This window comes from Mesorhizobium huakuii (assembly GCF_030160235.1).
Taxonomy (GTDB): domain Bacteria; phylum Pseudomonadota; class Alphaproteobacteria; order Rhizobiales; family Rhizobiaceae; genus Mesorhizobium; species Mesorhizobium huakuii.
Window position 1 is genome coordinate 163,524 of sequence record NZ_BSNY01000021.1, and the last position, 21,687, is coordinate 185,210.

Consider the following 21,687-nt stretch of genomic DNA (forward strand, 5'->3'; position numbering starts at 1 on the left):
GCAAAAAAGGGGCGGTCACCCGCCCCTTTTCTAGGCGGTGTTCCCTATTTCACCGCCTCGATCTGGCCGCGGATCTCGCCATCCTTGTTGGCGGCGGTATGGACGTTGACATAATAGTTGCCGGCCGCCAGGTCGGCCGCTTGCGCGTCCGTCAGCGTTGCCGACCCCTTGATCGGGCTCTTCAGCTTGCCTTTGAACGGAATGACCGGAGCGGCGTTCGCCCCCATCGCCGCCGGGCCGTGAATATGCGCAGCCGTCGCCGGTCCGCTGAGGCCGGAATATTTGACGTCCCAGCTGAGCTTCTTCTTTGTGGTGTCGAAGGTGAGCGTGGCGGTGCCTTTGCCCTTGGTGGTGACGGGCGGGTTCTGCTGGCCGCCATCGAGCGTTGCCTTGTACTTCACCACCTCGGCCATTGCTGGCGAGGCGAGCAGGAAGGCGGTCGAAACGGCCAGGGCCGAAAGCACCGGCAGGAAAGAATATGTGCGCATGAAAAACCTCCGATTGGCTGTCGCATGGGTCACGGTCCCCCGACGCGCGCATGCTCCAACGCAACGGCTGGACCGCGCAATGTTTCCCCGCACACGTTTTTGTTACCAGGAAAGCAAAGGGCGATCGCTCGCCCCTTCCCAGTTTCCAAAGAGCCGGCGTCAGACCGACGCCAGCGCCTGCGTCAGATCGGCGATCAGATCGTCCGGATGCTCGACACCGATCGACAGCCTGACCGTGGTCTCCAGCACACCGATGCGCTGGCGCACGTCGAAGGGAATGCCGGAATGGGTCATGGCCGCCGGATGGCTGGCGAGCGATTCCGTACCGCCGAGGCTTACCGCCAGTTTGAATATCTGAAGGGCGTTGAGAAACGCGAAAGCCGCCTTCTCTCCGCCTTTGATGTCGAAGGAGAAGGTCGAGCCGGCGCCGCTGCATTGCCTCGCATAGGCTCGCCCCGCCGGCGTGTCCTCGCCCAGGAACGGCAGATAATGCACCTTCTGGACCTTGGCATGATCGCGCAGGAATTCGGCGACCAAGCGCGCATTGTCGTTGGCCCGCTCCATGCGGATCGATAGCGTCTCCAGCGAACGGCCGAGCATCCAGCAGGAATGCGGGTCGAGCTGCGTGCCGATCGCGCCGCGCAGCGCCTTGATCGGCTTGGTGACGGCCTTGCTGCCCATGGCCGCGCCCGCGATGAGGTCGGAATGGCCGCCGACATATTTGGTCAGCGAATAGACGGAGACATCGGCGCCATGTTCGATCGGCCGCTGGAACACCGGGCCGAGCAGCGTGTTGTCGCAGACGATGATCGGCGTCGAACCCTGGCTCGCGCCAATCTCGTCGGCGATCGTTCGCATCAGCGCGATATCGACCAGGCTGTTGGTCGGATTGGACGGCGTCTCGATCAGGATGACCGAGACACGCCCCTTCGCCACCGCGGCATCGGCGGCCGCCCGCACCGCCTTCTCGTCGACACCATCGGCAAAGCCGACAGCGCCGATGCCGAAGCCCGACAGCGTGCGGGTCAGCAGCGTCTCGGTGCCGCCATAGAGCGGCTGCGAATGCAGGATGACGTCGCCCGGACGGGCATAGGCGAGCAGTGTCGTGGCGATCGCCGACATGCCTGAGGAAAACAGGATGCAGGCATCCGTCCCCTCATAGATCGCCAGGCGGTCCTCGACGATCTCGCTGTTGGGATGGTTGAACCGCGAATAGACGAGGCCCGATGCCGTCCCGCTCGGCGGTTCCTTGCGGCCGGACGTGTAGTCGAAGAAGTCGCGTCCCTCTTCCGCCGATTTGAACACGAAGGTAGAGGTCAGGAACACCGGCGGCTTGACCGCGCCCTCCGAAAGCTGCGGATCGAAGCCATAGCTCAGCATCAGCGTCTCCGGATGGAGCTTGTGGTTGCCGATATGGGTTTTCGACGGGCGTGGCGCGGTCATGGCTTTTCCTGATTTCGAGGGATGTTGCGCCGCAATTTATGCGATCCCGATCAGCCAGTCCTTGCTATTTTTGGGCTCCCATGGCTGCTTGGCGGCAAGAAATTGCCCAAGGGAATAAAAGATGCAGCAGAAGATAGCCGACGATTTCGACCTCCGGATTTTGCGCGAACTGCGAGCGGACGCCCGCATCACCAACAACGAGCTTGCCGAGCGGATCGGCCTGTCGCCGTCGCCCTGTCTGAGGCGCGTGCGGCGGCTGGAGGAGACCGGCGTCATCAGGGGCTACACCACACTGGTCAACCCCGCCGCCTTCGGCTGGAGCATGGTCGCCATCGCCACCATCCGCCTCAGCCGGCAGAACGAGGACGAGATCGTCATGTTCGAGGAGGCGATCCGCGGCTGGGAAGAGGTGCTGGAATGCCACCTCGTCACCGGTTCGCGTGACTATGTGCTGAAGGTTGTGACCGGCAGCCTCGAACAATACGAGCGCTTCATCAAGGAGAAAATCGCGCGGCTGAAATGCGTCGCCTCGATCGAAACCAGTTTCGTCATGAACACCATAAAGGAACGGCGCCTCTGACATTTTGCCAGAGGCGCCGTTTTCGAGACGTTGATCGCTGACTGGGCTTACTTCATAGCCCAGGCTTAAGGTTTACTTGATCGCCTTGTCGGTGATGGCGGTCGTGTAGGCCCCTTTCGGCTCCTTGGTGATGATCTTCTGGTCGAGCAGCGCCTTGGCGGTGCGCTCGTAGGTCGCCGGATCGAGCTTGCCGTCGGCATTGTCGATCAGCTTGGCGACTTCGCTCATCATGCGCTTCTGGTGGTTCTCGTCCTGGCCGCCGCCGTCCATGACGATGCCTGCCGCCTCGTCATTGTTGTCGACGGCGTATTTCCAGCCCTTCATCGAGGCGCGCACGAAACGAACCATCTTGTCGGCGAAGGCCGGATCCTTGAGCTTGTCTTCCGACGCATAGAGCCCGTCCTCGAGCAGGTCGTTGCCCATAGCCGAGTAGTTGAACACGGTCAGCTGTTCCGGCTTGTAGCCGGCGTCGATCAGCTGCCAGTACTCGTTGTAGGTCATGACCGAGATGCAATCGGCCTGCTTCTGGATCAGCGGCTGCACGTCAAAGCTCTGCTTGAGCACGGTGACGCCGTCCTTGCCGCCATCGGTCTTGAGGCCGAGCTTGTTCATCCAGGCATAGAACGGATATTCATTGCCGAAGAACCAGACGCCGAGCGTATGGCCCTTGAAGTCGGCCTCGGTCTTGATCGGCCCGTCCTTCGGGCAGACCAGCTCCATGCCGGCCTTCTTGAAGGGCTGGGCGATGTTGACCAGCGGCACGCCCTTTTCCCGCGCGGCAAGCGCGCCGCCCATCCAGTCGACGATGACGTCGGCGCCACCGCCGGCGATCACCTGTTCGGGGGCGATATCGGGACCACCCGGCTTGATGTCGACGTCGAGGCCTTCGGCCTCATAGAAACCCTTGGCCTTGGCGACATAGTAGCCGGCAAACTGGGCCTGCGTGACCCATTTCAGCTGCAACGTCACCTTGTCGGCGGCCATTGCCTGGAAGGCGGCGAGCGACATCGCGCCGGCCAGAACTGGAATGACAAGTCTTTTCATGTTTTTACCCTCTGAAGTTAGCACCCTTAAACCCACCGCCCCTATCCACCACGGACAGAGGGATGCCAAAACGTGACGGCTCTTTCGACAAGAGCGACCACGCCATAAAAGACCGAACCCGCAAGTGCTGCAACTGCGATTTCGGCCCAGACCATGTCGATGTTCATCCGCCCGACCTCGGTCGAGATGCGGAAGCCCATGCCGACGACGGGCGTGCCGAAGAACTCGGCGACGATGGCGCCGATCAGCGCCAGCGTCGAGTTGATCTTCAGCGCGTTGAAGATGAAGGGCGCCGCTGCCGGCAGCCTGAGCTTGATCAGCGTCGGCCAGTAACCCGACGCATAGGTGCGCATCAGGTCGCGCTCCATATGGCCTGATGCGGCGAGCCCGGCGACCGTGTTCACCAGCATCGGGAAGAAGGTCATGATGATGACGACCGCCGCCTTGGACTGCCAGTCGAAGCCGAACCACATGACCATGATCGGTGCCACGCCGATGATCGGCAGCGCCGAGACCATGTTGCCGATCGGCAAGAGCCCGCGTCGCAGGAACGGCACGCGGTCGGCGAGGATGGCGGTGATGAAGCCGGCGCCGCTGCCGACGACATAGCCGAAGATCACGGCCTTGAAGATAGTCTGCCGCACATCGGCGCCGAGCACCGGCAGCGAGCCGGCGATGCGCGCGCCGATGGCGCTTGGCGGCGGCAACAGGATGAAGGGGATACCGGCGCCGCGCGTCACCGCTTCCCAGATGATCAGGATCCAGGCACCGAAGATGGCGGGGATGATCAAGCGCAGCGCGTTGCGGGCCGTGCTCGCCATCGGGCGAAGCCCCGACAGTACCGCGACGCAGCGCCAGCCGAGCAGCCAGGCAGCCGTGAGCAGCAGGAAGTACGGCGCCAATGCCGTGCCCTCGAACCCGGCAATGCCCGAGATCAGCAGCCAGGCAACGAGATGGGCGCCGACGAACAGCACGATGGCCTCCACAAGCGACGGAATCCTGATCATCGAGATCAGCGCCGCCACGATCGCCAGGCCGAGCATCAAGCCCTTGGTTCCGAGATAGGGATAGCTGATGCTGGCGGTCGGGTCCGCGAGCGCTGCCGCTTCCGGCTTGGACATCGCGCCGAGCGCGATTGCGATCACGCACAACACGATCGCCAGCAGGGCTTGCCACGAAGGTTTCAGCCAGTTCATGCCGGCCTCCCGCCCATGGCGCGATCGACGATGCGGCCGGCAACGCCGACCACCATGACCAGAAGTGCGGCCACGATCGAGCCGGCGACCAGCGCCGACCAGATGTCGATGGACTGGCTGTAATAGGCGCCGGCGAGCAGCTTGGCGCCGATGCCGGCGACCGCACCGGTCGGCAGCTCGCCGACGATGGCGCCGACCAGGCTCGCCGCCACCGCCACCTTCATCGAGGTGAACAGGAACGGCACCGAGGCCGGCACGCGCAGCTTCCAGAAAGTCTGCGAGGGACTGGCATTGTAGGTGTGCATCAGGTCGAGATGCATGATTTCGGGCGAGCGCAGCCCTTTCACCATGCCGACGGTCACCGGGAAGAACGACAGATAGGTCGAGATCATCGCCTTCGGGATCAGTCCGGTGACGCCGATAGCCGCGAGCACCACGATGATCATCGGCGCGACCGCCAAGATCGGGATGGTCTGGGAGGCGATGATCCACGGCATCAGGCTTCGGTCGAGCGTCGCCACATGTACGATGCCGACGGCAATGATGATGCCGAGCGCCGTGCCGAAGGCAAAACCGAGCAGCGTCGACGACAGCGTCACCCAGGCGTTGTAGACGAGGCTGCGGCTCGAGGTGATGGGCCGCAGGAAGGTGTTCTCGAAGAAGTTCACCGCCACCTGATGCGGCGCCGGCAGCGTCGGCTTCGGCTGCGCCAGCGTCTTGCCGATGAACTCGACGGCGCCGGGCGTTTCGTTGGCCCGGCTGTCGAGATCGCGCTGGAACGGCGCGTTGAGGATGACGGCGAAGACGTACCAGAGCACGACCACGCCGGCGAGGATCGAGGTGACGGGGACGAGCTTGTCGCGGAAGGAGTCCATCTAGCGCTTCGCCTCAATCGTCATAGCTGTGCCCTGCCCGCAAACCATCGCGCACACGGGCCGCGATCGCCAAAAACTCCGGCGTCTCGCGGATGTCGAGCGGCCGCTCCTTCGGCAGCGTCGATTCGATAATGTCGCTGACCCGGCCAGGGCGCGGCGACATGACGACGATGCGCGTCGACAGATACACGGCTTCCGGAATGGAATGGGTGACGAAGCAGATGGTCTTGTTGGTGCGCGCCCACAGCTGCAGCAATTGCTCGTTGAGGTGGTCGCGAACGATCTCGTCCAGAGCGCCGAACGGTTCGTCCATCAGCAGCAGGTCGGCGTCGAAGGCCAGCGCTCGGGCGATCGAGGCGCGCTGCTGCATGCCGCCGGAGAGCTGCCACGGATATTTCTTCTCGAAGCCCGACAGGTTGACGAGATCGAGCGTGCGCTTGATACGCTCCGCCTGCTCCGCCCTGGAGAGACCCATGATCTCCAGCGGCAGTGCGACATTGCGTTCGATGGTGCGCCAGGGAAACAGCGCGGCGGCCTGGAAGACATAGCCATAGGCGCGTTTCTCGCGCGCCTGCTCCGCGGTCATGCCGTTGACCGAGATCGTGCCTGATGTCGGTTTCTCCAGATCGGCGATGACGCGCAGCAGCGTGGTCTTGCCGCAGCCCGACGGTCCGATGAAGGAGACGAATTCTCCCTTGCCGATCGTCAGGTCGACATTGGACAGTGCCTGGACCGGCCCGTCATTGGTCTGGAAGGTGAGGCCAAGTTTGCTTGCCGCGACGACGGCTGGCGAAATCCCTGTCATCGGCCGTTGCCTGCCTGTTCCCGCCACACGGGCGCCGGCCGGAATCCGATTGCTTTTATCGCGATGTTGTTTTCCACTCGCCCTGTCCCAATGGCCCTGTTCCACTCAAATCGACGCCCGGAGTTCCCCGATGTCGCCCAAACCCACTTGTCATCTTATCCGCCCTGAAAGCACTTATGAAGGCAAGCAGGGATTGACCTATTTCGCCGGCATCGCCACGGAGTCGGTCGGCTCCTCCGGCATCTGCATGCACGTGCTCACCATGCCGCCCGGCGCCCGCGCCAAGGCGCATCTGCACGAGAACCATGAAACGGCGATCTACGTGCTCTCCGGCGAGGTCCATACCTGGTATGGCGACCGGCTCGAGCACCACATCGTCGTCAAGGCCGGCGACCTCTTCTACATCCCGGCCGGCGTGCCGCATCTGCCGGCCAACCTGAGCAACGCTCCGTCCTCGGCCGTCATTGCGCGCACCGATCCCAACGAACAGGAGAGCGTCGTCCTGCTGCCGGAACTGGATGCGCTGGTCGCCTGAGGTCGACGGGATCGCCGTCATTTGCACTGCGAGACTTCCCCCATCACATTGCCGTCCGCATCGGCGATCGTCAGCTTCTTGGCGTTCTTGGCGCTGCGCTTGATGGTGAAATTGGTCGGCGCCTGTCCCTCTTCGCCTTCCGCCTCACATGTCGCCGTCACCACCAGCGATCCGTCAGCCTGCGCTTGCGTCTTCGTGAAGGTGCAGGCGCTGGCTGCGGTGATCAATTCCTTGTCGGTCAAAAGCAGCATCTGATCGGCGGCGACTTCCTGGCCGTTGCGGTTGATGCAGCCATATTTGTCGCCATAGGGTTTCGACAGATCAATGCTTGCCGCAGAAGCCTGCCCCGCCGCCAGCACAAGCGTCATCGCAACAGACAAACCAAAACCACGCATGCTCATCCCCCTGATCCCAATGCTCAAAACGTCACGAACATGATTGCAGCGGTCCCATTTCTTCAAGGCCGGGAATGGTGACGAAGACGCCATCCCCACCCTTGTTGGTGACCAGAATTGTCTCGATCGTCGTCCCCGCCTCGCCTTCGGCCGAACAGGTCGAACGCAGCGATTGCGTGCCTGGCGCCGATGTCAATTGCTGCTCGAACCGGCAGCCGCTGCCATAGGTCTCGATGCCTTCGGCGGTCAGCAGGACATAGGCATCACTGTCCTGATAACCGGCCTTCACGCCGGCACAGCCGACATCATTGCCCCAGGAGCCTGCCAGCACGCCAGCCGCCGTCGCCGGGCCACCGGCAACTGCCGCCAAGACCATCGAGATGAGCGCGGCCGAACGCGCCAAGCTCAGACCCCCGTCGCCGGGATGCCGGTGCGTTCCACCTTGCGCGGCGCTGTGATCTCTTTCCACGTCGACAACGCCCGGTTGACCGCCGCGTTCGGCTCGCGGCCGACGAACTCGCCATGGCCGGGCTTGGCCTTCACCTCGGCCTCCTCGATCGACAATTCGCCGCGCGAAAAGACGAAACGCGGCAGGCCGGTCACCTCGACGCCTTCGAAGACGTTGTAATCGATCACCGACTGCTGCTTCTTGGCTGAAATCGTCTTCTTGCGCTTCGGGTCCCAGACGATGATGTCAGCGTCGGCACCTTCGACGATGGCGCCTTTCTTCGGATACATGTTGAGGATCTTGGCGATGTTGGTCGAGGTCACCGCGACGAACTCGTTCATCGTCAGCCGCCCGGTGTTGACGCCCTTGGTCCACAGCACCGGCAGGCGATCCTCGAGGCCGCCCGTGCCGTTGGGGATCTTGGTGAAATCGCCGACGCCGAAGCGCTTCTGCTTGGTGGTGAAGGCGCAATGGTCGGTCGCTACCACTTGCAGCGACCCGGCCTGCAGGCCGGCCCACAACGAGTCCTGGTGCAATTTGTTGCGGAAGGGCGGGCTCATCACGCGGCGCGCCGCATGGTCCCAATCCTTGTTGAAATACTCCGTCTCGTCGAGCGTGAGGTGCTGGACCAGCGGCTCACCGAAGACGCGCATGCCCTTCTGCCGCGCCCTGCGGATGGCCTCGTGCGCCTGCTCGCAGGAGACGTGCACGACATAGAGCGGCACGCCCGCCATGTCGGCAATCATGATGGCGCGGTTGGTCGCCTCGCCTTCCACTTCCGGGGGCCGCGAATAGGCATGGCCCTCGGGACCGTTGTTGCCGGCGGCGAGCAGCTTCTGCGACAGGGCCGCGACCACGTCGCCATTCTCGGCATGCACCAGCGGCAGCGCGCCAAGGTCGGCGCAGCGCTGGAACGACGCATACATCTCGTCGTCGTCCACCATCAGCGCGCCCTTGTAGGCCATGAAGTGCTTGAACGAGGTGATGCCCTTGTCGACGACGGTCGCCATCTCGTCGAACACCTGCTTGCCCCACCAGGTGATCGCCATGTGGAAGGAATAGTCGCAGGCAGCCTTCGACGTCTTGTTGTCCCACATCTGCAGGGCTTCGAGCAGCGACTGCTTCGGCGCCGGCAGGCAGAAATCGACCACCATCGTCGTGCCGCCGGCAAGGGCCGCCCGCGTGCCGGATTCGAAATCGTCGGCCGAATAGGTACCCATGAACGGCATTTCGAGATGGGTGTGCGGATCGATGCCGCCCGGCATCACATAGCAGCCGGTGGCGTCGTACTCATGGTCGCCATGCAGGTCGGAACCGATGGCGACGATCTTGCCGTGGCGGAACAGCACGTCGGCCTTCCAGCTGCGGTCGGCGGTGACGACGGTGCCGTTCTTGATGACTTTGGTCATTTTCTGTTCCCTTGTTCTCTTCGCGCTTCTTTATGAGCGGCGTTTGGAATCTAGATGGCTAAGTTCACTCCACGATGACGGCGGTCTCCACCACCGCATGGAACAGCACATCGGCGCCTGCGCTCGCCCATTCCTTGGTGATTTCCTCGGCCTCGTTGTGTGACAACCCATCGACGCAAGGGCACATCACCATGGCGGTCGGTGCGACGCGGTTGATCCAGCAGGCATCATGGCCGGCGCCGGACACGATGTTGCGATGTGTGTAGCCAAGCCGGTCGGCGGCATCGCGGATGGCCTTCACACAGCCGGCATCAAAGGTGACCGGATCGAAATGGCCGACCTGCTCGATCTTGTACTGGATGTCGAGCGCCTCGCAGATCGTGTCGATGCCTTCGCGGACGCGCGCATCCATGGCGTCGAGCACTTCCTTCTCCGGCGAGCGGATATCGATGGTGAAGACGGTGCGGCCGGCGATGATGTTGCGCGAGTTGGGGTAGGCCTCCATGTGGCCGACCGCGCCGACGGCGTCCGGCTGGTAATCCATGGCGATCTCGTGCACCAGTTCGATCACACGCGCCATGCCGAGCCCGGCATTGCGGCGCTTGGGCATTGGCGTCGAGCCGGTATGGGCTTCCTTGCCGGTCAGTGTCACCTGCAGCCATTTAAGGCCCTGGCCGTGGGTGACGACGCCGATGTCGATGTCCTCGTCCTCGAGGATCGGGCCCTGCTCGATATGCAGTTCGAAGAAGGCGTGGATCTTGCGATCGCCGACCTTCTCGGTGCCCTTCCAGCCGATGCGCTCCAGCTCCTCGCCGAATTTCTTGCCGTTCTTGTCCGTGTGCTCGTAGACGTCGGCCTGGTCGAGCACGCCGGCGAACACGCCCGACGCCATCATCGCCGGCGCGAAGCGCGCGCCTTCCTCGTTGGTCCAGTTGGTGACGACGATCGGATGTTTCGTCTTGATGCCGAGATCGTTGAGCGAGCGCACGATCTCCAGCCCGCCGAGAACGCCAAGCACGCCATCATATTTGCCGCCGGTCGGCTGCGTATCGAGATGGCTGCCGACATAGACCGGCGGCAGGCTGGGGTCGGTACCTTCACGGCGGGCAAACATCGTGCCCATCTCGTCGACGCCCATTTCGAGCCCGGCGGCATCGCACCAGCGCTTGAACAGATGCCGGCCCTCGCCGTCCTCGTCGGTCACGGTCTGGCGATTGTTGCCGCCGGCAATGCCGGGGCCGATCTTCGCCATCTCCATCAACGAATCCCACAAACGGTCTGAATTGATTCGCAGATTCTCGCCGGGTGCGGCCATGTATCGTCCTTATGCTTTTAGTTCGGTGAGAAACATTTGCGCCAAGCGCGGCTCTCCCGGCCGATTGGACCCTTGTTCCGCCCTCAGTTCAACCAGTCGCTGCATGGGAGCAAACAGGTCGGCGAAACCCATCTTATCCCGAAGCACGACAAGCTCGTGTCCTATCGCCTCCAGCCGCGTAACACTCTGCGGTAAATAACGCTCGTCGAGATAGGCTGGAACAGTCCCTTCGTTCTGGCCGAACAGACCCCACCGACCGTCGGCGCAATCGCGAAGTGCAACAAGCAAGGCGTCGAGATAGGCAGTCGCGAGAGACTGCCTATCCTTTTCCAACGCTGCCTCGCGCTTGGCGGAGACCATTCACACCCTTCCTAGTCTATTGACCGCAGCACTTCACGCACATGGTCGATCAGTTCGTTGATCTGGCCCTTGGTGATGATCAGCGGCGGCGACAGCGCGATGATGTCGCCGGTGGTGCGGATCAGCGCGCCGCGCTCGAACGCCTTGACGAAGGCCGAGAAGGCACGCTTGGTCGGGCTGCCGGCGATCGGCGCCAGTTCGATCGCGCCGATCAGGCCGATGTTCCTGATGTCGATGACATGCGGCTCGCCTTTCAGCGAATGCAGCGCGTCCTCCCAATAGGGCGCCAGTTCCTCGCCACGGGTGAGCAGGCCCTCTTCCTTGTAGGTGTCGAGCGTGCCCAAGGCCGCGGCGCAGGCGATCGGATTGCCCGAATAGGTGTAGCCGTGGAAGAACTCGATCATGTGCTCGGGGCCGGTCATGAAGGCGTCGTGGATCTCCTTCTTCACGAACACCGCGCCCATCGGGATGACGCCGTTGGAGACGCCCTTGGCGGTGGTCATGATATCGGGAACCACACCGAAATAGTCGGCCGCGAACGGCGCGCCTAGACGGCCGAAACCGGTGATGACCTCGTCGAAGATCAACAGGATGCCGTGCTTGGTGCAGATTTCGCGCAGCTTCTGTAGATAGCCCTTTGGCGGCAGGATGACGCCGGTGGAACCGGCGACCGGCTCGACGATGACGGCGGCGATGGTCGAGGCGTCATGCAGGGTGACGATGCGCTCCAGCTCGTTGGCGAGCTCCGCGCCATATTCCGGCACGCCCTTGGAGAAAGCGTTCTTTTCCGGCAGATGCGTGTGCGGCATGTGGTCGACGCCGCCGAGCAGCGTGCCGAACATCTTGCGGTTGGAGACGATGCCGCCGACCGAGATGCCGCCGAAATTGACGCCGTGATAGCCGCGCTCGCGGCCGATCAGGCGGGTACGCGCGCCCTCGCCCTTCATCCGGTGATAGGCGATCGCCATCTTCAGCGCTGTCTCGACAGATTCCGAACCGGAATTGGTGAAGAAGACATGGTCCATGCCCTTGGGCGCGATGTCGACCAGGCGGTTGGCCAGCTCGAACACGATCGGATGGCCCATCTGGAAGGCCGGGGCATAGTCAAGTTCGGCGGCCTGGTGCTGGATCGCCTCGGTGATCTTCGGCCGGCAGTGGCCGGCATTGACGCACCACAGGCCTGCGGTGCCGTCCAGCACCTTGCGGCCATCGCTGGTGGTGTAATGCATGTCCTTGGCGGACACGAACATGCGTGGCGCCTGCTTGAACTGCCGGTTTGCCGTGAACGGCATCCAGAATGCGCTGAGATCGTTCGGCGTGACTTTCAGCCGGTTGGACATGACCAAGACTTCCCCTTGTAACCTGTTTCGGTGCGTCCAACGCTTGGTCTTTGCGCCATTTTCATGCTACGCAAATTTTTGACCGATTGGACAAACGTTAGCACCGCCCTGTCGGCGGTCAAGGGATTACTAGCGGAAATGCGGCTCCTGAAGTGCGTTCCACAGCCTAGGGAAAAACTGGTCCAGAGAATTGGTCCAGATGACCACCAACATGAGGGTTCGCAACGGTGAACACCGGCACGGAAGCCCCTCGCCGCACCCGCATCCAGCAGGAAAAGCGCGAACTCATCCTGGAGGCCGCGCTCGAAGTGTTCTCCACCCATGGCTTCCGCGGCTCCACCATCGACCAGATCGCCGAAGCCGCCGGCATGTCGAAGCCGAACCTGCTCTATTACTTCCGCCGCAAGGAGGACATTCACGAGACGTTGATGCAGCGCCTGCTCGACACCTGGCTGGCGCCGCTACGCGAACTCGACGACATCGGCGATCCGATGACCGAGCTCAGGAGCTATATCAGGCGCAAGCTCGAAATGGCGCGCGATTTCCCGCGCGAGAGCCGGCTGTTCGCCAACGAGATCCTGCAAGGCGCGCCGCGCATTATGCCGCTGCTGGCGGGCGAGTTGAAAACGCTGGTCGACGAGAAGGCCGCCGTCATCAAGGGCTGGATGCGTGCCGGCAAGATCGCCAGGACCGACCCCTGGCACCTGATCTTCTCGATCTGGGCAACGACGCAGCATTATGCCGACTTCGACGTCCAGGTCCGCGCGGTGCTCGGGCCGAACCGCGGTGGCGACGGCCGCTTCGAGGACGCGGCACGATTCCTGGAGCAGTTGTTTCTTGAGGGGCTGAAGCCGAAGGGCTGACCCCCGCCACGGCGGCTCAGGCGCTGCGCCGCTCGGCCGGAAGATCTTCGAGCAGTTTCTGCAGCTTGGCAATCGAGTTCTGCTCGGCGAGCGGCGTGTAGACGATCAGCTTCATGTCCGAGCCGTCATCGATCGACAGGCTCATATGCTCGAACGCCATCGCGCCGGCGATCGGGTGCCGCAGATGCTTCATGCCGGACAGGCGATGCACGACGTCGCGCTGCGGCCACCATTCGCGGAACTCTGGGCTTGAGCGCATCATCAGGGCGATCAGCCGCTCGAAATCCGGATCGCCGACATATCTGGCGCTTTCGGCGCGGAACGCGGCAAGGGTTGCGCGCGCCAGCTGTTCCCAGTCCACCAAGAGATGCCGCCGGTGCGGATCGGTGAACACGCCGTGGATGATGTTGCGGGCGTCACCTTCGAGCTGGCCGTAATCGCCGAAAATGGCAACGGCCGCGTCGTTCCAGGCCAGCACGTCCCAGCGCGGACCGACGACATAGGCGGGCTGCAGGACAAGGCTCTGCAGCATATGCAGCAAAGGGCCTTCGACCTTTCCCGCCGCGATGCGCCGCCGCTCGGGCTGCTGGCGACCGGCGAGCGTGAACAGATGCCGCTTCTCGGCGGCGTCCAAACGCAGCGCGCCGCTGAGCGCCGTCAGAACCTCCACGGAAGGCCGCACATCCCTGCCCTGTTCCAGCCAGGTGTACCAGGTGGTGCCAACGCCGGCGATCATCGCCACCTCTTCGCGACGCAGGCCCGGCGTGCGGCGCCTGAGACCAGTCGAGATGCCCGTCGCCGAGGGCGTCAGCCTTTCGCGCCTCGAGCGCAGGAAAGCCCCGAGTTCGCGCCGGCGGCTGTCTTCAGCGGAATGGGAGGGAGCATCCATGCCTCCTATTATAGCAGTATTGATACCAGGATAAAGTTTGAACTGTTTGAGATCGGCCAGACGTCCCATCTTGCGTCCAGAGCAGCAACAGGAGGCTCTGGACATGGACCTGAAAGACAAGACAATCCTCATCACCGGCTCGACCGACGGCGTCGGCCGCGTCGTCGCGCAACGGCTGGGCGCCACCGGCGCCCGTGTGCTGGTGCACGGCCGCGACGCGGCGCGCGGCAAGGCAGCGGTCGCCGAGATCGAGACAGCCGGCGGCAAGGCTGAATTCCTCGCCGCCGACCTCGCCTCGCTGGCCGAGGTCCGCCGCCTCGCCGAGGCTGTACGTGCCCGCACGGACCGGCTCGATATCCTCGTCAACAATGCCGGCATCGGCACGGCAGGCGCCAAACGGCAGGTCAGTGCCGACGGCTACGAGCTGCGCTTCGCGGTCAACTATCTCGCCGGCTTCCTGCTAACCTCGGAGCTTCTGCCGCTGCTGAAGGCCAGCGCCCCGGCGCGCATCGTCAACGTCGCATCGGCCGGTCAGCAGGCGATCGATTTCGGCGACGTCATGCTGACCCATGGCTATAGCGGCGTGCGCGCCTACTGCCAGAGCAAGCTGGCGCAGATCCTGTTCACCGTCGATCTGGCGGAACAGCTGGAAGGCACCGGTATCACCGTCAACGCGCTGCATCCGGCGAGCTACATGAACACCACCATGGTCCGGCAGGCGGGCGTGACGCCATGGAGTTCGGTCGAGACCGGCGCGGACGCCATCGTCAACCTTGCCGCCTCATCCGCGCTCGAAGGCCGCAGCGGCCTCTATTTCGATGGCCTGCGCGAAGCCCGCGCCGATGCCCAGGCCTACGACGCCAGGGCACGGCAACAATTGCGAAAGCTGAGCCTCGACCTTATCGGCCCGGCCTCCTCAAAATCCAGGGAACAGCACTCATGATCAACAGAACGGAACACACAGTCATCATCGGCGGCTCGTCCGGCATCGGCCTGGCGACCGCGCGAAAACTGGTCGGTCCGGGCATGAAGGTGACGATCACCGGGCGCAACAAGGACAAGCTCATCAGCGCCTGGAACAGCCTCGGCGGTGCAGCCGACAAGGCCGCGTTCGATGCCTCGAAGCCCGACGAGGTCCGCCAGTTCTTCGAGCGCCTCGGCCCGTTCGACCATCTCGTCCTGGCGGCGAGCGGCGGCAAGGGCCTCGGTCCGTTCGAGACGCTTGACCTTGCCGATATCGGCAGCGGCGTCGAGGAGAAGGTGCGGCCGCAACTGTCCTGCCTGCAGGCCGCCTTGCCGACACTGAACAAATCGGGCTCGGTCACCTTCATATCGGCGGTGTCGGCTCAGGCCACAATGCCTGGCATCGCCGGCATCGGAGCGATCAACGGCATGCTCTTGACCGTGGCGCCGATCCTCGCAGTCGAGCTGAAGCCGCTGCGCGTCAATGTCGTGGCGCCCGGCGTCATCGACACGCCGTGGTGGGATTTTTTGCCCGACGAGCAACGGCAGGCGGTCTTTGCCGAGTACGCCGGCAAGACGCCTGTCGGCCGCATCGGCCGCGCCGAGGACGTCGCCTCGGCGATAGCCTTCCTCGTCTCCAACGGCTTCATGACCGGCCAGGTGCTGACTTGCGATGGCGGGTTGCGGTTCGCGGCCTGAGTTGGACCTCAGAGCGACTGCGCGATCAAAGTCAGGAAACCGCCGCCCAGCGCGACATTGCCGACGAAGCCGTTGATGCGCGCCGCGCGGTCCGGACCTTGGTGATCCCAGAAATTATGGAACATCGGCGTGGCGACAATCAGGAACAGCACCAGCACCGCGCTGGCGATTGCCGTCCAAAGGCCGGCCATCACCAGGACGCCTGCGATGATCTGGAGCACAATGCCGGCCCACAGTGCCAGCCGCGCCTGCGGCACGCCGCGCGCGGCCATCAGCCCGGTCAGGAAGGCCGCGTTTTGGATGTTGCGCAGGCCGGCGAAGACGAAGGCGCCGCCGAGCAACAGGCGGCCGAGAAACAACAGGGTCGATGGCAAATCGGCAGGCATAAAACACTCCCTTTGAAAACAATGGGAGCGCCGCCTCCCCGACGGCGCTCCTTTGGCATGAGAGAAATCAGGCCGCCCTGGCGGCCGGCATCGGATGAATGGCCTGGAACGGGATGCACAGCCGGTTCCAGGTGTTGATCATGCCGAGCGCGACGGACAGCTTGACCAGTTCCTCTTCCGAGAAATGCTCGAGCGTGCGGGCATAGAGCTCATCCGACACACCATTATCGGCGATCAGCGTCACCGCCTCGGTCCAGGCGAAGGCGGCGCGCTCGCGTTCGGAAAACAGCGGCGATTCCTTCCAGGCCGCGACGAGATAGAGCCGCTGCTCGGTCTCGCCGTCGCGCCGCGCCTCGCGGCTGTGCATCTCGACGCAGAAGGAACAGCCATTGATCTGCGAGGCCCTGAGCTTGATCAGGTGCAGCAGGCCGACCTCCAGCCCGCATTCATCGACCGCCTTGTTGAGCGCCGACACCGCCTTCATGATCTCCGGCGCCTTGGCGAAGAATTGCAGTCTCTGTTTCATCTGATGTCCTTTCACATCTACTTTTGCGGGGTGGAACTGGATTTCTGCGGCCGCTGGTGACGCGCCACGAAGGCACAGCTCGCGGCAAAGGATCTCGGATCGCCCTCGGCCGCGTAGTCCGCCACGACGTCGGACAGCTTCACTTCGGCGAGCGCTGCCCGATAGGCGCGCTCAGCCTTGAGCATCGCGGCATTGATGCCGCAGGGTTTGACATAGGCCGAGGCATCGATCTTGACCGGACCGTTGCGGCGGATCTCGCCGCAACGAAACGCCGGTTCGCGCCCTTCGATGGCCAGCACGATATCGAGCAGCGTGATGCGTTCAGCCGGCCGCGCCAGCCGGTAGCCGCCCGCTGGACCCGATACCGATTCCAGGATGCGCTCGGCCGTCAGCATGTTGAGGTGCTTCAGCAGATAGCTCGGCGACAGGCCGAAACATTCAGCGAGAGCAGCGCCCGGCATGGTGCTGTTGCCCTCGACACTTGCCAGCGTGGCCGCGCAGTGGATGGCCGCCTCAACGCCCTCGCCCAGCTTCATGATGCCGACCTCCTATTTATGGATATTTCTTATCGTGGATAATTCTTATCTGCAATAAGAAAAGAAAAACGGCGCCCGAAAGCACCGTTTTTTGAGTATCTGCGGCTACTCCGCGGCCACCTTGGCCATCGGGTTGTTCGGATGCGTCGTCCAGTTGGCGTAGATCGGCGACACCGGCTTGCCGGTGCGCTGGTCCATGACGCCGGCGGCCAGCGGCTCCATGGTGATGCAGTTCTCGACCGGGCAGACATTGACGCACAGATTGCAGCCGACGCACTCGGCCTCGATCACCTCGAAATGCCTGACGCCATCAACCATGCTGGTGATCGCCTGGTGCGAGGTGTCCTCGCAGGCGATGTGGCAGCGGCCGCATTTGATGCAGGCATCCTGGTCGATATGCGCCTTGGCGACATAGTTGAGGTTGAGATACTGCCAGTCGGTGACGTTGGGCGTGGCGCGGCCGATAATGTCGTCCAGCGAACGGTGGCCCTTCTCGTCCATCCAGTTTTCGAGACCGGCGATCATCTCCTGCACGATCTTGAAACCATAGGTCATCGCCGCCGTGCAGACCTGCACATTGCCGGCGCCGAGCGCCATGAATTCGGCGGCGTCGCGCCAGGTGGTGATGCCGCCAATGCCCGAGATCGGCAAGCCGCGCGTTTCCGGATCGCGCGCGATCTCGGCCACCATGTTCATGGCGATCGGCTTTACCGCCGGGCCGCAATAGCCGCCATGCGAGCCCTTGCCGTCGATGGTCGGCATCGGCGCGAAACTGTCGAGATCGACACCGGTGATCGAATTGATGGTGTTGATCAGCGACACCGCGTCGGTGCCACCGGCATGCGCCGCACGCGCCGGCTTGCGGATGTCGGTGATGTTGGGCGTCAGCTTGGTGATGACGGGCATGCGCGTATATTGCTTGCACCAGCGCACCACCATTTCGATATATTCCGGCACCTGGCCGACGGCGGCACCCATGCCGCGTTCCGACATGCCGTGCGGGCAGCCGAAATTGAGCTCGATGCCGTCGGCGCCGGTCTCCTCGACCAGCGGCAGGATGGCTTTCCAGCTTGCCTCTTCGCAAGGCACCATGATCGAGGCGATGAGCGCGCGGTCGGGCCAGTCCATCTTGACCTGCTTCATCTCACGCAGATTGGTCTGCAGGTCGCGGTCGGTGATCAGTTCGATGTTGTTGAGGCCAAGCAGGCGCCGGTCGGCGCCCCAGATCGCGCCGTAGCGCGGGCCGTTGACGTTGACCACCGGCGGACCTTCCTCGCCAAGCGTCTTCCACACCACGCCACCCCAGCCTGCCTTGAAGGCGCGGATGACGTTGTAGGCCTTGTCGGTCGGCGGCGCCGAGGCCAGCCAGAACGGATTTGGCGATTTGATGCCGACGAAATTGTTGCGGAGGTCTGCCATGACAGGTCCCTTTCAGCCGAGACGAAGAAGCAGTTCGACGGGTGCGAGAATGCCGCCTTCAAGCGCGGCGGTGAGATTGGCGATCTTGGTGGCGGCATCCTCGCCCATGACGAGGCCGACGCCGGGCGGCGGCTTCTTGCCCTCGGCCTGCGCGGCGGCCACCCGGGCACGTATCGCGGCGAAGAACTCGACGGCAAAAGCGCCGCGCTGTCTCTCGGCGACTACGGAGAAACCGGAAGCTGTAGCCGCTGAACGATAGTCGTCAGGCGTGGCGACGAAGGACATGGTCTCGTTGGAAGCCCACGGCAGCGGATAGGTCAGCGCGCCGGCCTTCAGCCGCATCACGTCGTAGACGGCAAAGACGCCGCCCGGCTTGAGCACGCGCGCGGCCTCGCTCATCAGTTTTTTCTTGTCGGGAAGGTTCATGCCGACATGCAGGATCATGGCGGCGTCGAAGCTGGCATCGGCGAACGGCATGTCCAGCGCGCTGCCTTGCACGAAGTGCGTGCTGTCGGCCATGCCCGTGCGCTTCGACAGGCTGGCCGCGATGTCGACATAGCTTTGCGTGAGATCGATGCCGGTGACATCGGCGCCGGCCTCGTTGGCGGCGAAACGGGCGGGACCGCCCACCCCCGATCCGATGTCGAGCAGCCTGGCTCCCGGTTTCAAACCCATCTGCCCGATGAGTTCCCTTGTGGCGGCGATACCGCCAATGTGGAATTCGTCGACCGCCTCAAGATCGCCGGCGCGCAGATGGGCGACGTCCACGCCGGTATTGGCGAGCGCGGCAAGGATGCGCTGCTCGAGACCGGATATGTCGTAGTGACGGGCGATGCCCGGTTCCACCGTGGCCATGATCCTTATCCCTGCGTCAGACTCCTGTGTATGCTTTCCGCCGCATCGCGCCCTTGCGCCACGGCCGAGACGGTCAGGTCGTCACCGCCGAAAATGCAGTCGCCGCCGGCCCAGACTTTCGCCAGCGAAGTGCGTCCTTCCGCATCGACCTTGATGCGGCCGGCTTCGAGGTCGATCGCGGCTCCGCTGCCATTGAGCGCGGCCGGGACAAAACTCTGGCCGATGGCCTTGAACACCTGGTCGGCGACCAATGTCAGCGTCTCGCCGGTGCCGGCGAGCTTGTCGCCCTTCAATGCCGTGTATTCGAGTTCAATGGCCGACACCTTGCCGCCGTCAGCGATGACGCGCTTCGGCTGCAGCCAGTGGCGGATGGTGACGCCATTGGCGGCCGCCAGATCCTGCTCGAACCCGGAGGCGTTCATGTGCTCCTGGCCGCGCCGGTAGCAGATCGTCACCTCCTCGGCGCCGAGCAGCTTCGACTGCACGGCGGCGTCGATCGCCGTCATGCCGCCGCCGATGACGACGACGCGGCGGCCGACCGGTAGGCCGGAGAGATCGCTGGCCTGGCGCAGTTCGGCGATGAACTCCACCGCGTTGGTGACGCCTTCGGCATCCTCGCCATCGGCGCGCAGCGCATTGACCCCGCCAAGCCCCATGCCGAGGAAAACCGCGTCGTAATTGCGGATCAGGTCGGAGAGCTGATAGTCGCGGCCGAGTGCCTTGCCGTTCTGGATGTCGATGCCGCCGATCGCGGTGACATAGTCGACCTCGGCCTGGGCGAAATTGTCGACGCTCTTATAGGCGGCGATACCGTATTCGTTGAGGCCGCCGGCCTTCGGCCGCGCCTCCAGTATGGTGACGTCATGGCCATGGCGGGCGAGCCGGTGCGCGGCGGCAAGGCCGGCCGGGCCGGCGCCGACCACGGCAATCGTCTTCCCGGTCGGCTCCGGACGCGGATAAAACTGCTTGTTCTCGGCCATCGCGACATCGGTGGCGTAGCGCTGCAGGCGGCCGATCTGCACCGGCTTGCCTTCCGCCACCTCGCGCACGCAGACCTCTTCGCACAGCGTCTCGGTCGGGCAGACGCGGGCACACATCCCGCCAAGGATGTTCTGGTCGAAGATGGTCTTGGCCGACCCGATCGGATTGCCGGTCGAAATCTGGCGGATGAACAGCGGAATGTCGATCGAGGTCGGACACGCGTTCATGCACGGCGCGTCATAACAGAAATAGCAGCGGTCGGATTCGACCAGCGCCTCGTGATGATCGAGCGGCGGATGCAGGTCGGAAAAATTGTCCGCGTACTGGTCGGGCGCAAGCCGGCCGCCGACGATACCTTCCTTGAACTGGCCTTCTGGCATTGTCAGTTCCCCATGTTTTCGTTTTGGGGAAGGCTAGCACGTTTTATTTTTTTATCAATTGGTCAATTTTCGACGCAAGTCGCTGAAAAGGCTCGATAATAACATGATTTTTTTACTCATGTTATGCGATGGACGGCTGCTCCTGCCTGGGTGCGCTGCCCTCGTCGACCGGCCGGCCATGGAGTGCCCGGACCTCGGCCGCCACCAGCTCCTGCAGCCGCCACAGATTTCGGTCGTGGATGCCGAACGCCTCGAGATGGCTGATTGTGTTGTAGAGATATTCGGCGCCGGAACCGATGTGGCCGCAGGCCCTGGCCAATATGCTCGCAACTCTGTCCAGCGGCTGGCTGAGCGAAGTTCCCCTGCCCTTCACGCCAACCCAGAAGCCGAGCGCCCGCAACGCGCCTTGCGCCGTATGCACCGGCAGCCACCTTACCGAGCTGACGCTCTCATGATCGCTGATCTCGCGGCGCAGCAGCCTTTCGATCTGCGCCGGCTTTTCGCCCTCCGGCAAGCGGTAGATCACCCCGTTGCAGCGCCCGCCGCGTTCGAGCGCCATCATCAGCCCCGGCTGCGCGGCACTGCCGCGCCAGCGCACCATGTCGAGGCAGAAGGAGCGATGCCAGCCGAAGGCCGTGGCGAGCCGTTGCTCGATCGATTCGAATTCCGGCTTCCAGATCAGCGAGCCGTAGGCGAACACCCACAGCGGCCCCTCGTCCGCTTCAGTGGAAAGCCGCGTTGCAAGAGCCTGGAAATCTTCATCGTTCAGCTCCGTCCAACTCGGGTCCGGGCCGGGATCGGCCTCTTCCCTGTGGCACAGTGCGACAAGCTCAGGCGTGAGCGACATCTGGCGCATGAACAACCCCCTTGCCGTACAGAAATCGAAAATCGCGGGGCACGCAACCGGGAACGCATGTCATGGGCGGGCATTATTGTCCGGGCGGTTGTAGGATTTCC

25 protein-coding genes are annotated in these 21,687 nt (G+C 63.5%); 5 read left to right on the forward strand and 20 right to left on the reverse strand.

Translation table 11 applies throughout. The annotated features are described in order from the left end of the window. Positions 1 to 44: 44 nt before the first annotated feature. Together QQK95_RS11005 and QQK95_RS11010 are read right to left on the reverse strand one after the other, a co-directional pair. Positions 45 to 488: a CHRD domain-containing protein gene (locus QQK95_RS11005; RefSeq protein ID WP_284272183.1), complete on the reverse strand. Its 444-nt coding sequence runs from the start codon at positions 486 to 488 to the stop codon at positions 45 to 47. A 159-nt stretch (positions 489 to 647) separates the two neighbouring features. Beyond that, positions 648 to 1,931, reverse strand: a complete 1,284-nt coding sequence (locus tag QQK95_RS11010) for a cystathionine gamma-synthase family protein (RefSeq protein WP_284272185.1) — start codon at positions 1,929 to 1,931, stop codon at positions 648 to 650. A gap of 121 nt (positions 1,932 to 2,052) precedes the next feature. Here QQK95_RS11010 and QQK95_RS11015 point away from each other — a divergent pair, with 121 nt between their 5' ends. Further along, positions 2,053 to 2,511: an Lrp/AsnC family transcriptional regulator gene (locus QQK95_RS11015; RefSeq protein ID WP_284272187.1), complete on the forward strand. Its 459-nt coding sequence runs from the start codon at positions 2,053 to 2,055 to the stop codon at positions 2,509 to 2,511. A gap of 72 nt (positions 2,512 to 2,583) precedes the next feature. On the opposite strand, the gene QQK95_RS11020 is transcribed toward QQK95_RS11015, so the two are convergent. Genes QQK95_RS11020 through QQK95_RS11035 form a run of 4 tightly spaced genes read right to left on the reverse strand, consistent with a single transcriptional unit; the run spans position 2,584 to position 6,431 of the window. After that, the gene (locus tag QQK95_RS11020; RefSeq protein ID WP_019859152.1) at positions 2,584 to 3,555 is read right to left on the reverse strand and encodes an ABC transporter substrate-binding protein; all 972 of its coding nucleotides are present in this window, start codon (positions 3,553 to 3,555) and stop codon (positions 2,584 to 2,586) included. 41 nt (positions 3,556 to 3,596) lie between these two features. Beyond that, positions 3,597 to 4,751: an ABC transporter permease gene (locus QQK95_RS11025; protein ID WP_284272191.1), complete on the reverse strand. Its 1,155-nt coding sequence runs from the start codon at positions 4,749 to 4,751 to the stop codon at positions 3,597 to 3,599. Beyond that, positions 4,748 to 5,626 carry an ABC transporter permease gene (locus tag QQK95_RS11030; protein WP_284272193.1) on the reverse strand — a complete coding sequence of 293 codons (879 nt, stop codon included), beginning with the start codon at positions 5,624 to 5,626 and terminating at the stop codon, positions 4,748 to 4,750. Before QQK95_RS11030 ends, QQK95_RS11025 begins: the two co-directional genes overlap by 4 nt. A gap of 13 nt (positions 5,627 to 5,639) precedes the next feature. Further along, positions 5,640 to 6,431 carry an ABC transporter ATP-binding protein gene (locus QQK95_RS11035; RefSeq protein WP_056571950.1) on the reverse strand — a complete coding sequence of 264 codons (792 nt, stop codon included), beginning with the start codon at positions 6,429 to 6,431 and terminating at the stop codon, positions 5,640 to 5,642. Positions 6,432 to 6,561: 130 nt separating this feature from the next. On the opposite strand from QQK95_RS11035, the gene QQK95_RS11040 reads away from it, so the two are divergent. Beyond that, positions 6,562 to 6,966: a cupin domain-containing protein gene (locus QQK95_RS11040; RefSeq protein WP_015317160.1), complete on the forward strand. Its 405-nt coding sequence runs from the start codon at positions 6,562 to 6,564 to the stop codon at positions 6,964 to 6,966. A 17-nt stretch (positions 6,967 to 6,983) separates the two neighbouring features. Here QQK95_RS11040 and QQK95_RS11045 read toward each other — a convergent pair whose 3' ends face one another. The 6 genes from QQK95_RS11045 to QQK95_RS11070 all read right to left on the reverse strand — a co-directional run bounded on the left by QQK95_RS11045 (position 6,984) and on the right by QQK95_RS11070 (position 12,233). Next, on the reverse strand, positions 6,984 to 7,361 hold the full coding sequence (locus QQK95_RS11045; RefSeq protein ID WP_284272219.1) for a hypothetical protein: 378 nt from the start codon (positions 7,359 to 7,361) through the stop codon (positions 6,984 to 6,986). 31 nt (positions 7,362 to 7,392) lie between these two features. Next, positions 7,393 to 7,764 carry a hypothetical protein gene (locus tag QQK95_RS11050; RefSeq protein WP_284272220.1) on the reverse strand — a complete coding sequence of 124 codons (372 nt, stop codon included), beginning with the start codon at positions 7,762 to 7,764 and terminating at the stop codon, positions 7,393 to 7,395. Between the two features lie 2 nt (positions 7,765 to 7,766). Next, complete coding sequence (gene hydA, locus QQK95_RS11055; protein WP_284272221.1) at positions 7,767 to 9,218, reverse strand: dihydropyrimidinase; 1,452 nt, start codon at positions 9,216 to 9,218, stop codon at positions 7,767 to 7,769. A gap of 64 nt (positions 9,219 to 9,282) precedes the next feature. Next, on the reverse strand, positions 9,283 to 10,533 hold the full coding sequence (locus QQK95_RS11060) for a Zn-dependent hydrolase (protein WP_284272222.1): 1,251 nt from the start codon (positions 10,531 to 10,533) through the stop codon (positions 9,283 to 9,285). A 9-nt stretch (positions 10,534 to 10,542) separates the two neighbouring features. Beyond that, complete coding sequence (locus QQK95_RS11065; RefSeq protein WP_284272223.1) at positions 10,543 to 10,893, reverse strand: hypothetical protein; 351 nt, start codon at positions 10,891 to 10,893, stop codon at positions 10,543 to 10,545. An 11-nt stretch (positions 10,894 to 10,904) separates the two neighbouring features. Next, entirely contained in the window at positions 10,905 to 12,233 is a 1,329-nt protein-coding gene (locus QQK95_RS11070) for an omega-aminotransferase AptA (protein WP_284272224.1), read from the reverse strand. Positions 12,234 to 12,460: 227 nt separating this feature from the next. Between QQK95_RS11070 and QQK95_RS11075 the strand changes: the two genes are divergently transcribed. After that, positions 12,461 to 13,096 (forward strand): TetR family transcriptional regulator C-terminal domain-containing protein, encoded by a 636-nt coding sequence (locus QQK95_RS11075; protein ID WP_069092507.1) that lies wholly within the window; start codon positions 12,461 to 12,463, stop codon positions 13,094 to 13,096. A 16-nt stretch (positions 13,097 to 13,112) separates the two neighbouring features. Here QQK95_RS11075 and QQK95_RS11080 read toward each other — a convergent pair whose 3' ends face one another. Beyond that, a complete protein-coding gene (locus QQK95_RS11080; RefSeq protein ID WP_284272225.1) occupies positions 13,113 to 13,985 on the reverse strand; it encodes a helix-turn-helix transcriptional regulator in 873 nt (290 codons plus the stop codon). 103 nt (positions 13,986 to 14,088) lie between these two features. On the opposite strand from QQK95_RS11080, the gene QQK95_RS11085 reads away from it, so the two are divergent. Together QQK95_RS11085 and QQK95_RS11090 are read left to right on the forward strand one after the other, a co-directional pair. Next, on the forward strand, positions 14,089 to 14,928 hold the full coding sequence (locus QQK95_RS11085) for an SDR family oxidoreductase (protein ID WP_284272226.1): 840 nt from the start codon (positions 14,089 to 14,091) through the stop codon (positions 14,926 to 14,928). Next, positions 14,925 to 15,647 carry an SDR family oxidoreductase gene (locus QQK95_RS11090; protein ID WP_284272227.1) on the forward strand — a complete coding sequence of 241 codons (723 nt, stop codon included), beginning with the start codon at positions 14,925 to 14,927 and terminating at the stop codon, positions 15,645 to 15,647. The genes QQK95_RS11085 and QQK95_RS11090 overlap by 4 nt, the downstream gene beginning before the upstream one ends. An 8-nt stretch (positions 15,648 to 15,655) precedes the next feature. Here QQK95_RS11090 and QQK95_RS11095 read toward each other — a convergent pair whose 3' ends face one another. From QQK95_RS11095 to QQK95_RS11125, 7 genes are all read right to left on the reverse strand, one after another. Further along, positions 15,656 to 16,033, reverse strand: a complete 378-nt coding sequence (locus QQK95_RS11095; protein ID WP_284272228.1) for a DoxX family protein — start codon at positions 16,031 to 16,033, stop codon at positions 15,656 to 15,658. A 67-nt stretch (positions 16,034 to 16,100) separates the two neighbouring features. Further along, a complete protein-coding gene (locus QQK95_RS11100) occupies positions 16,101 to 16,559 on the reverse strand; it encodes a carboxymuconolactone decarboxylase family protein (protein WP_284272229.1) in 459 nt (152 codons plus the stop codon). Positions 16,560 to 16,576: 17 nt separating this feature from the next. Beyond that, on the reverse strand, positions 16,577 to 17,095 hold the full coding sequence (locus QQK95_RS11105; protein ID WP_284272230.1) for an RrF2 family transcriptional regulator: 519 nt from the start codon (positions 17,093 to 17,095) through the stop codon (positions 16,577 to 16,579). 105 nt (positions 17,096 to 17,200) lie between these two features. Then, entirely contained in the window at positions 17,201 to 18,514 is a 1,314-nt protein-coding gene (preA, locus tag QQK95_RS11110) for an NAD-dependent dihydropyrimidine dehydrogenase subunit PreA (RefSeq protein WP_140889538.1), read from the reverse strand. A gap of 12 nt (positions 18,515 to 18,526) precedes the next feature. Further along, a complete protein-coding gene (locus QQK95_RS11115) occupies positions 18,527 to 19,369 on the reverse strand; it encodes a class I SAM-dependent methyltransferase (protein ID WP_284272231.1) in 843 nt (280 codons plus the stop codon). A gap of 5 nt (positions 19,370 to 19,374) precedes the next feature. Beyond that, complete coding sequence (locus QQK95_RS11120) at positions 19,375 to 20,730, reverse strand: NAD(P)-dependent oxidoreductase (protein ID WP_284272232.1); 1,356 nt, start codon at positions 20,728 to 20,730, stop codon at positions 19,375 to 19,377. 121 nt (positions 20,731 to 20,851) lie between these two features. After that, complete coding sequence (locus tag QQK95_RS11125) at positions 20,852 to 21,586, reverse strand: gamma-glutamylcyclotransferase (protein ID WP_284272233.1); 735 nt, start codon at positions 21,584 to 21,586, stop codon at positions 20,852 to 20,854. Positions 21,587 to 21,687 lie beyond the last annotated feature (101 nt).

Bases quoted from the DNA above. Each gene is read 5' to 3' on its own strand.
- QQK95_RS11005 (WP_284272183.1), bottom strand. From the start codon at position 488: ATGCGCACATATTCTTTCCTGCCGGTGCTTTCGGCCCTGGCCGTTTCG.
- QQK95_RS11010 (WP_284272185.1), bottom strand. From the start codon at position 1,931: ATGACCGCGCCACGCCCGTCGAAAACCCATATCGGCAACCACAAGCTC.
- QQK95_RS11015 (WP_284272187.1), top strand. From the start codon at position 2,053: ATGCAGCAGAAGATAGCCGACGATTTCGACCTCCGGATTTTGCGCGAA.
- QQK95_RS11020 (WP_019859152.1), bottom strand. From the start codon at position 3,555: ATGAAAAGACTTGTCATTCCAGTTCTGGCCGGCGCGATGTCGCTCGCC.
- QQK95_RS11025 (WP_284272191.1), bottom strand. From the start codon at position 4,751: ATGAACTGGCTGAAACCTTCGTGGCAAGCCCTGCTGGCGATCGTGTTG.
- QQK95_RS11030 (WP_284272193.1), bottom strand. From the start codon at position 5,626: ATGGACTCCTTCCGCGACAAGCTCGTCCCCGTCACCTCGATCCTCGCC.
- QQK95_RS11035 (WP_056571950.1), bottom strand. From the start codon at position 6,431: ATGACAGGGATTTCGCCAGCCGTCGTCGCGGCAAGCAAACTTGGCCTC.
- QQK95_RS11040 (WP_015317160.1), top strand. From the start codon at position 6,562: ATGTCGCCCAAACCCACTTGTCATCTTATCCGCCCTGAAAGCACTTAT.
- QQK95_RS11045 (WP_284272219.1), bottom strand. From the start codon at position 7,361: ATGCGTGGTTTTGGTTTGTCTGTTGCGATGACGCTTGTGCTGGCGGCG.
- hydA (WP_284272221.1), bottom strand. From the start codon at position 9,218: ATGACCAAAGTCATCAAGAACGGCACCGTCGTCACCGCCGACCGCAGC.
- QQK95_RS11060 (WP_284272222.1), bottom strand. From the start codon at position 10,533: ATGGCCGCACCCGGCGAGAATCTGCGAATCAATTCAGACCGTTTGTGG.
- QQK95_RS11065 (WP_284272223.1), bottom strand. From the start codon at position 10,893: ATGGTCTCCGCCAAGCGCGAGGCAGCGTTGGAAAAGGATAGGCAGTCT.
- QQK95_RS11070 (WP_284272224.1), bottom strand. From the start codon at position 12,233: ATGTCCAACCGGCTGAAAGTCACGCCGAACGATCTCAGCGCATTCTGG.
- QQK95_RS11080 (WP_284272225.1), bottom strand. From the start codon at position 13,985: ATGGATGCTCCCTCCCATTCCGCTGAAGACAGCCGCCGGCGCGAACTC.
- QQK95_RS11085 (WP_284272226.1), top strand. From the start codon at position 14,089: ATGGACCTGAAAGACAAGACAATCCTCATCACCGGCTCGACCGACGGC.
- QQK95_RS11090 (WP_284272227.1), top strand. From the start codon at position 14,925: ATGATCAACAGAACGGAACACACAGTCATCATCGGCGGCTCGTCCGGC.
- QQK95_RS11095 (WP_284272228.1), bottom strand. From the start codon at position 16,033: ATGCCTGCCGATTTGCCATCGACCCTGTTGTTTCTCGGCCGCCTGTTG.
- QQK95_RS11100 (WP_284272229.1), bottom strand. From the start codon at position 16,559: ATGAAACAGAGACTGCAATTCTTCGCCAAGGCGCCGGAGATCATGAAG.
- QQK95_RS11105 (WP_284272230.1), bottom strand. From the start codon at position 17,095: ATGAAGCTGGGCGAGGGCGTTGAGGCGGCCATCCACTGCGCGGCCACG.
- preA (WP_140889538.1), bottom strand. From the start codon at position 18,514: ATGGCAGACCTCCGCAACAATTTCGTCGGCATCAAATCGCCAAATCCG.
- QQK95_RS11115 (WP_284272231.1), bottom strand. From the start codon at position 19,369: ATGGCCACGGTGGAACCGGGCATCGCCCGTCACTACGACATATCCGGT.
- QQK95_RS11120 (WP_284272232.1), bottom strand. From the start codon at position 20,730: ATGCCAGAAGGCCAGTTCAAGGAAGGTATCGTCGGCGGCCGGCTTGCG.
- QQK95_RS11125 (WP_284272233.1), bottom strand. From the start codon at position 21,586: ATGCGCCAGATGTCGCTCACGCCTGAGCTTGTCGCACTGTGCCACAGG.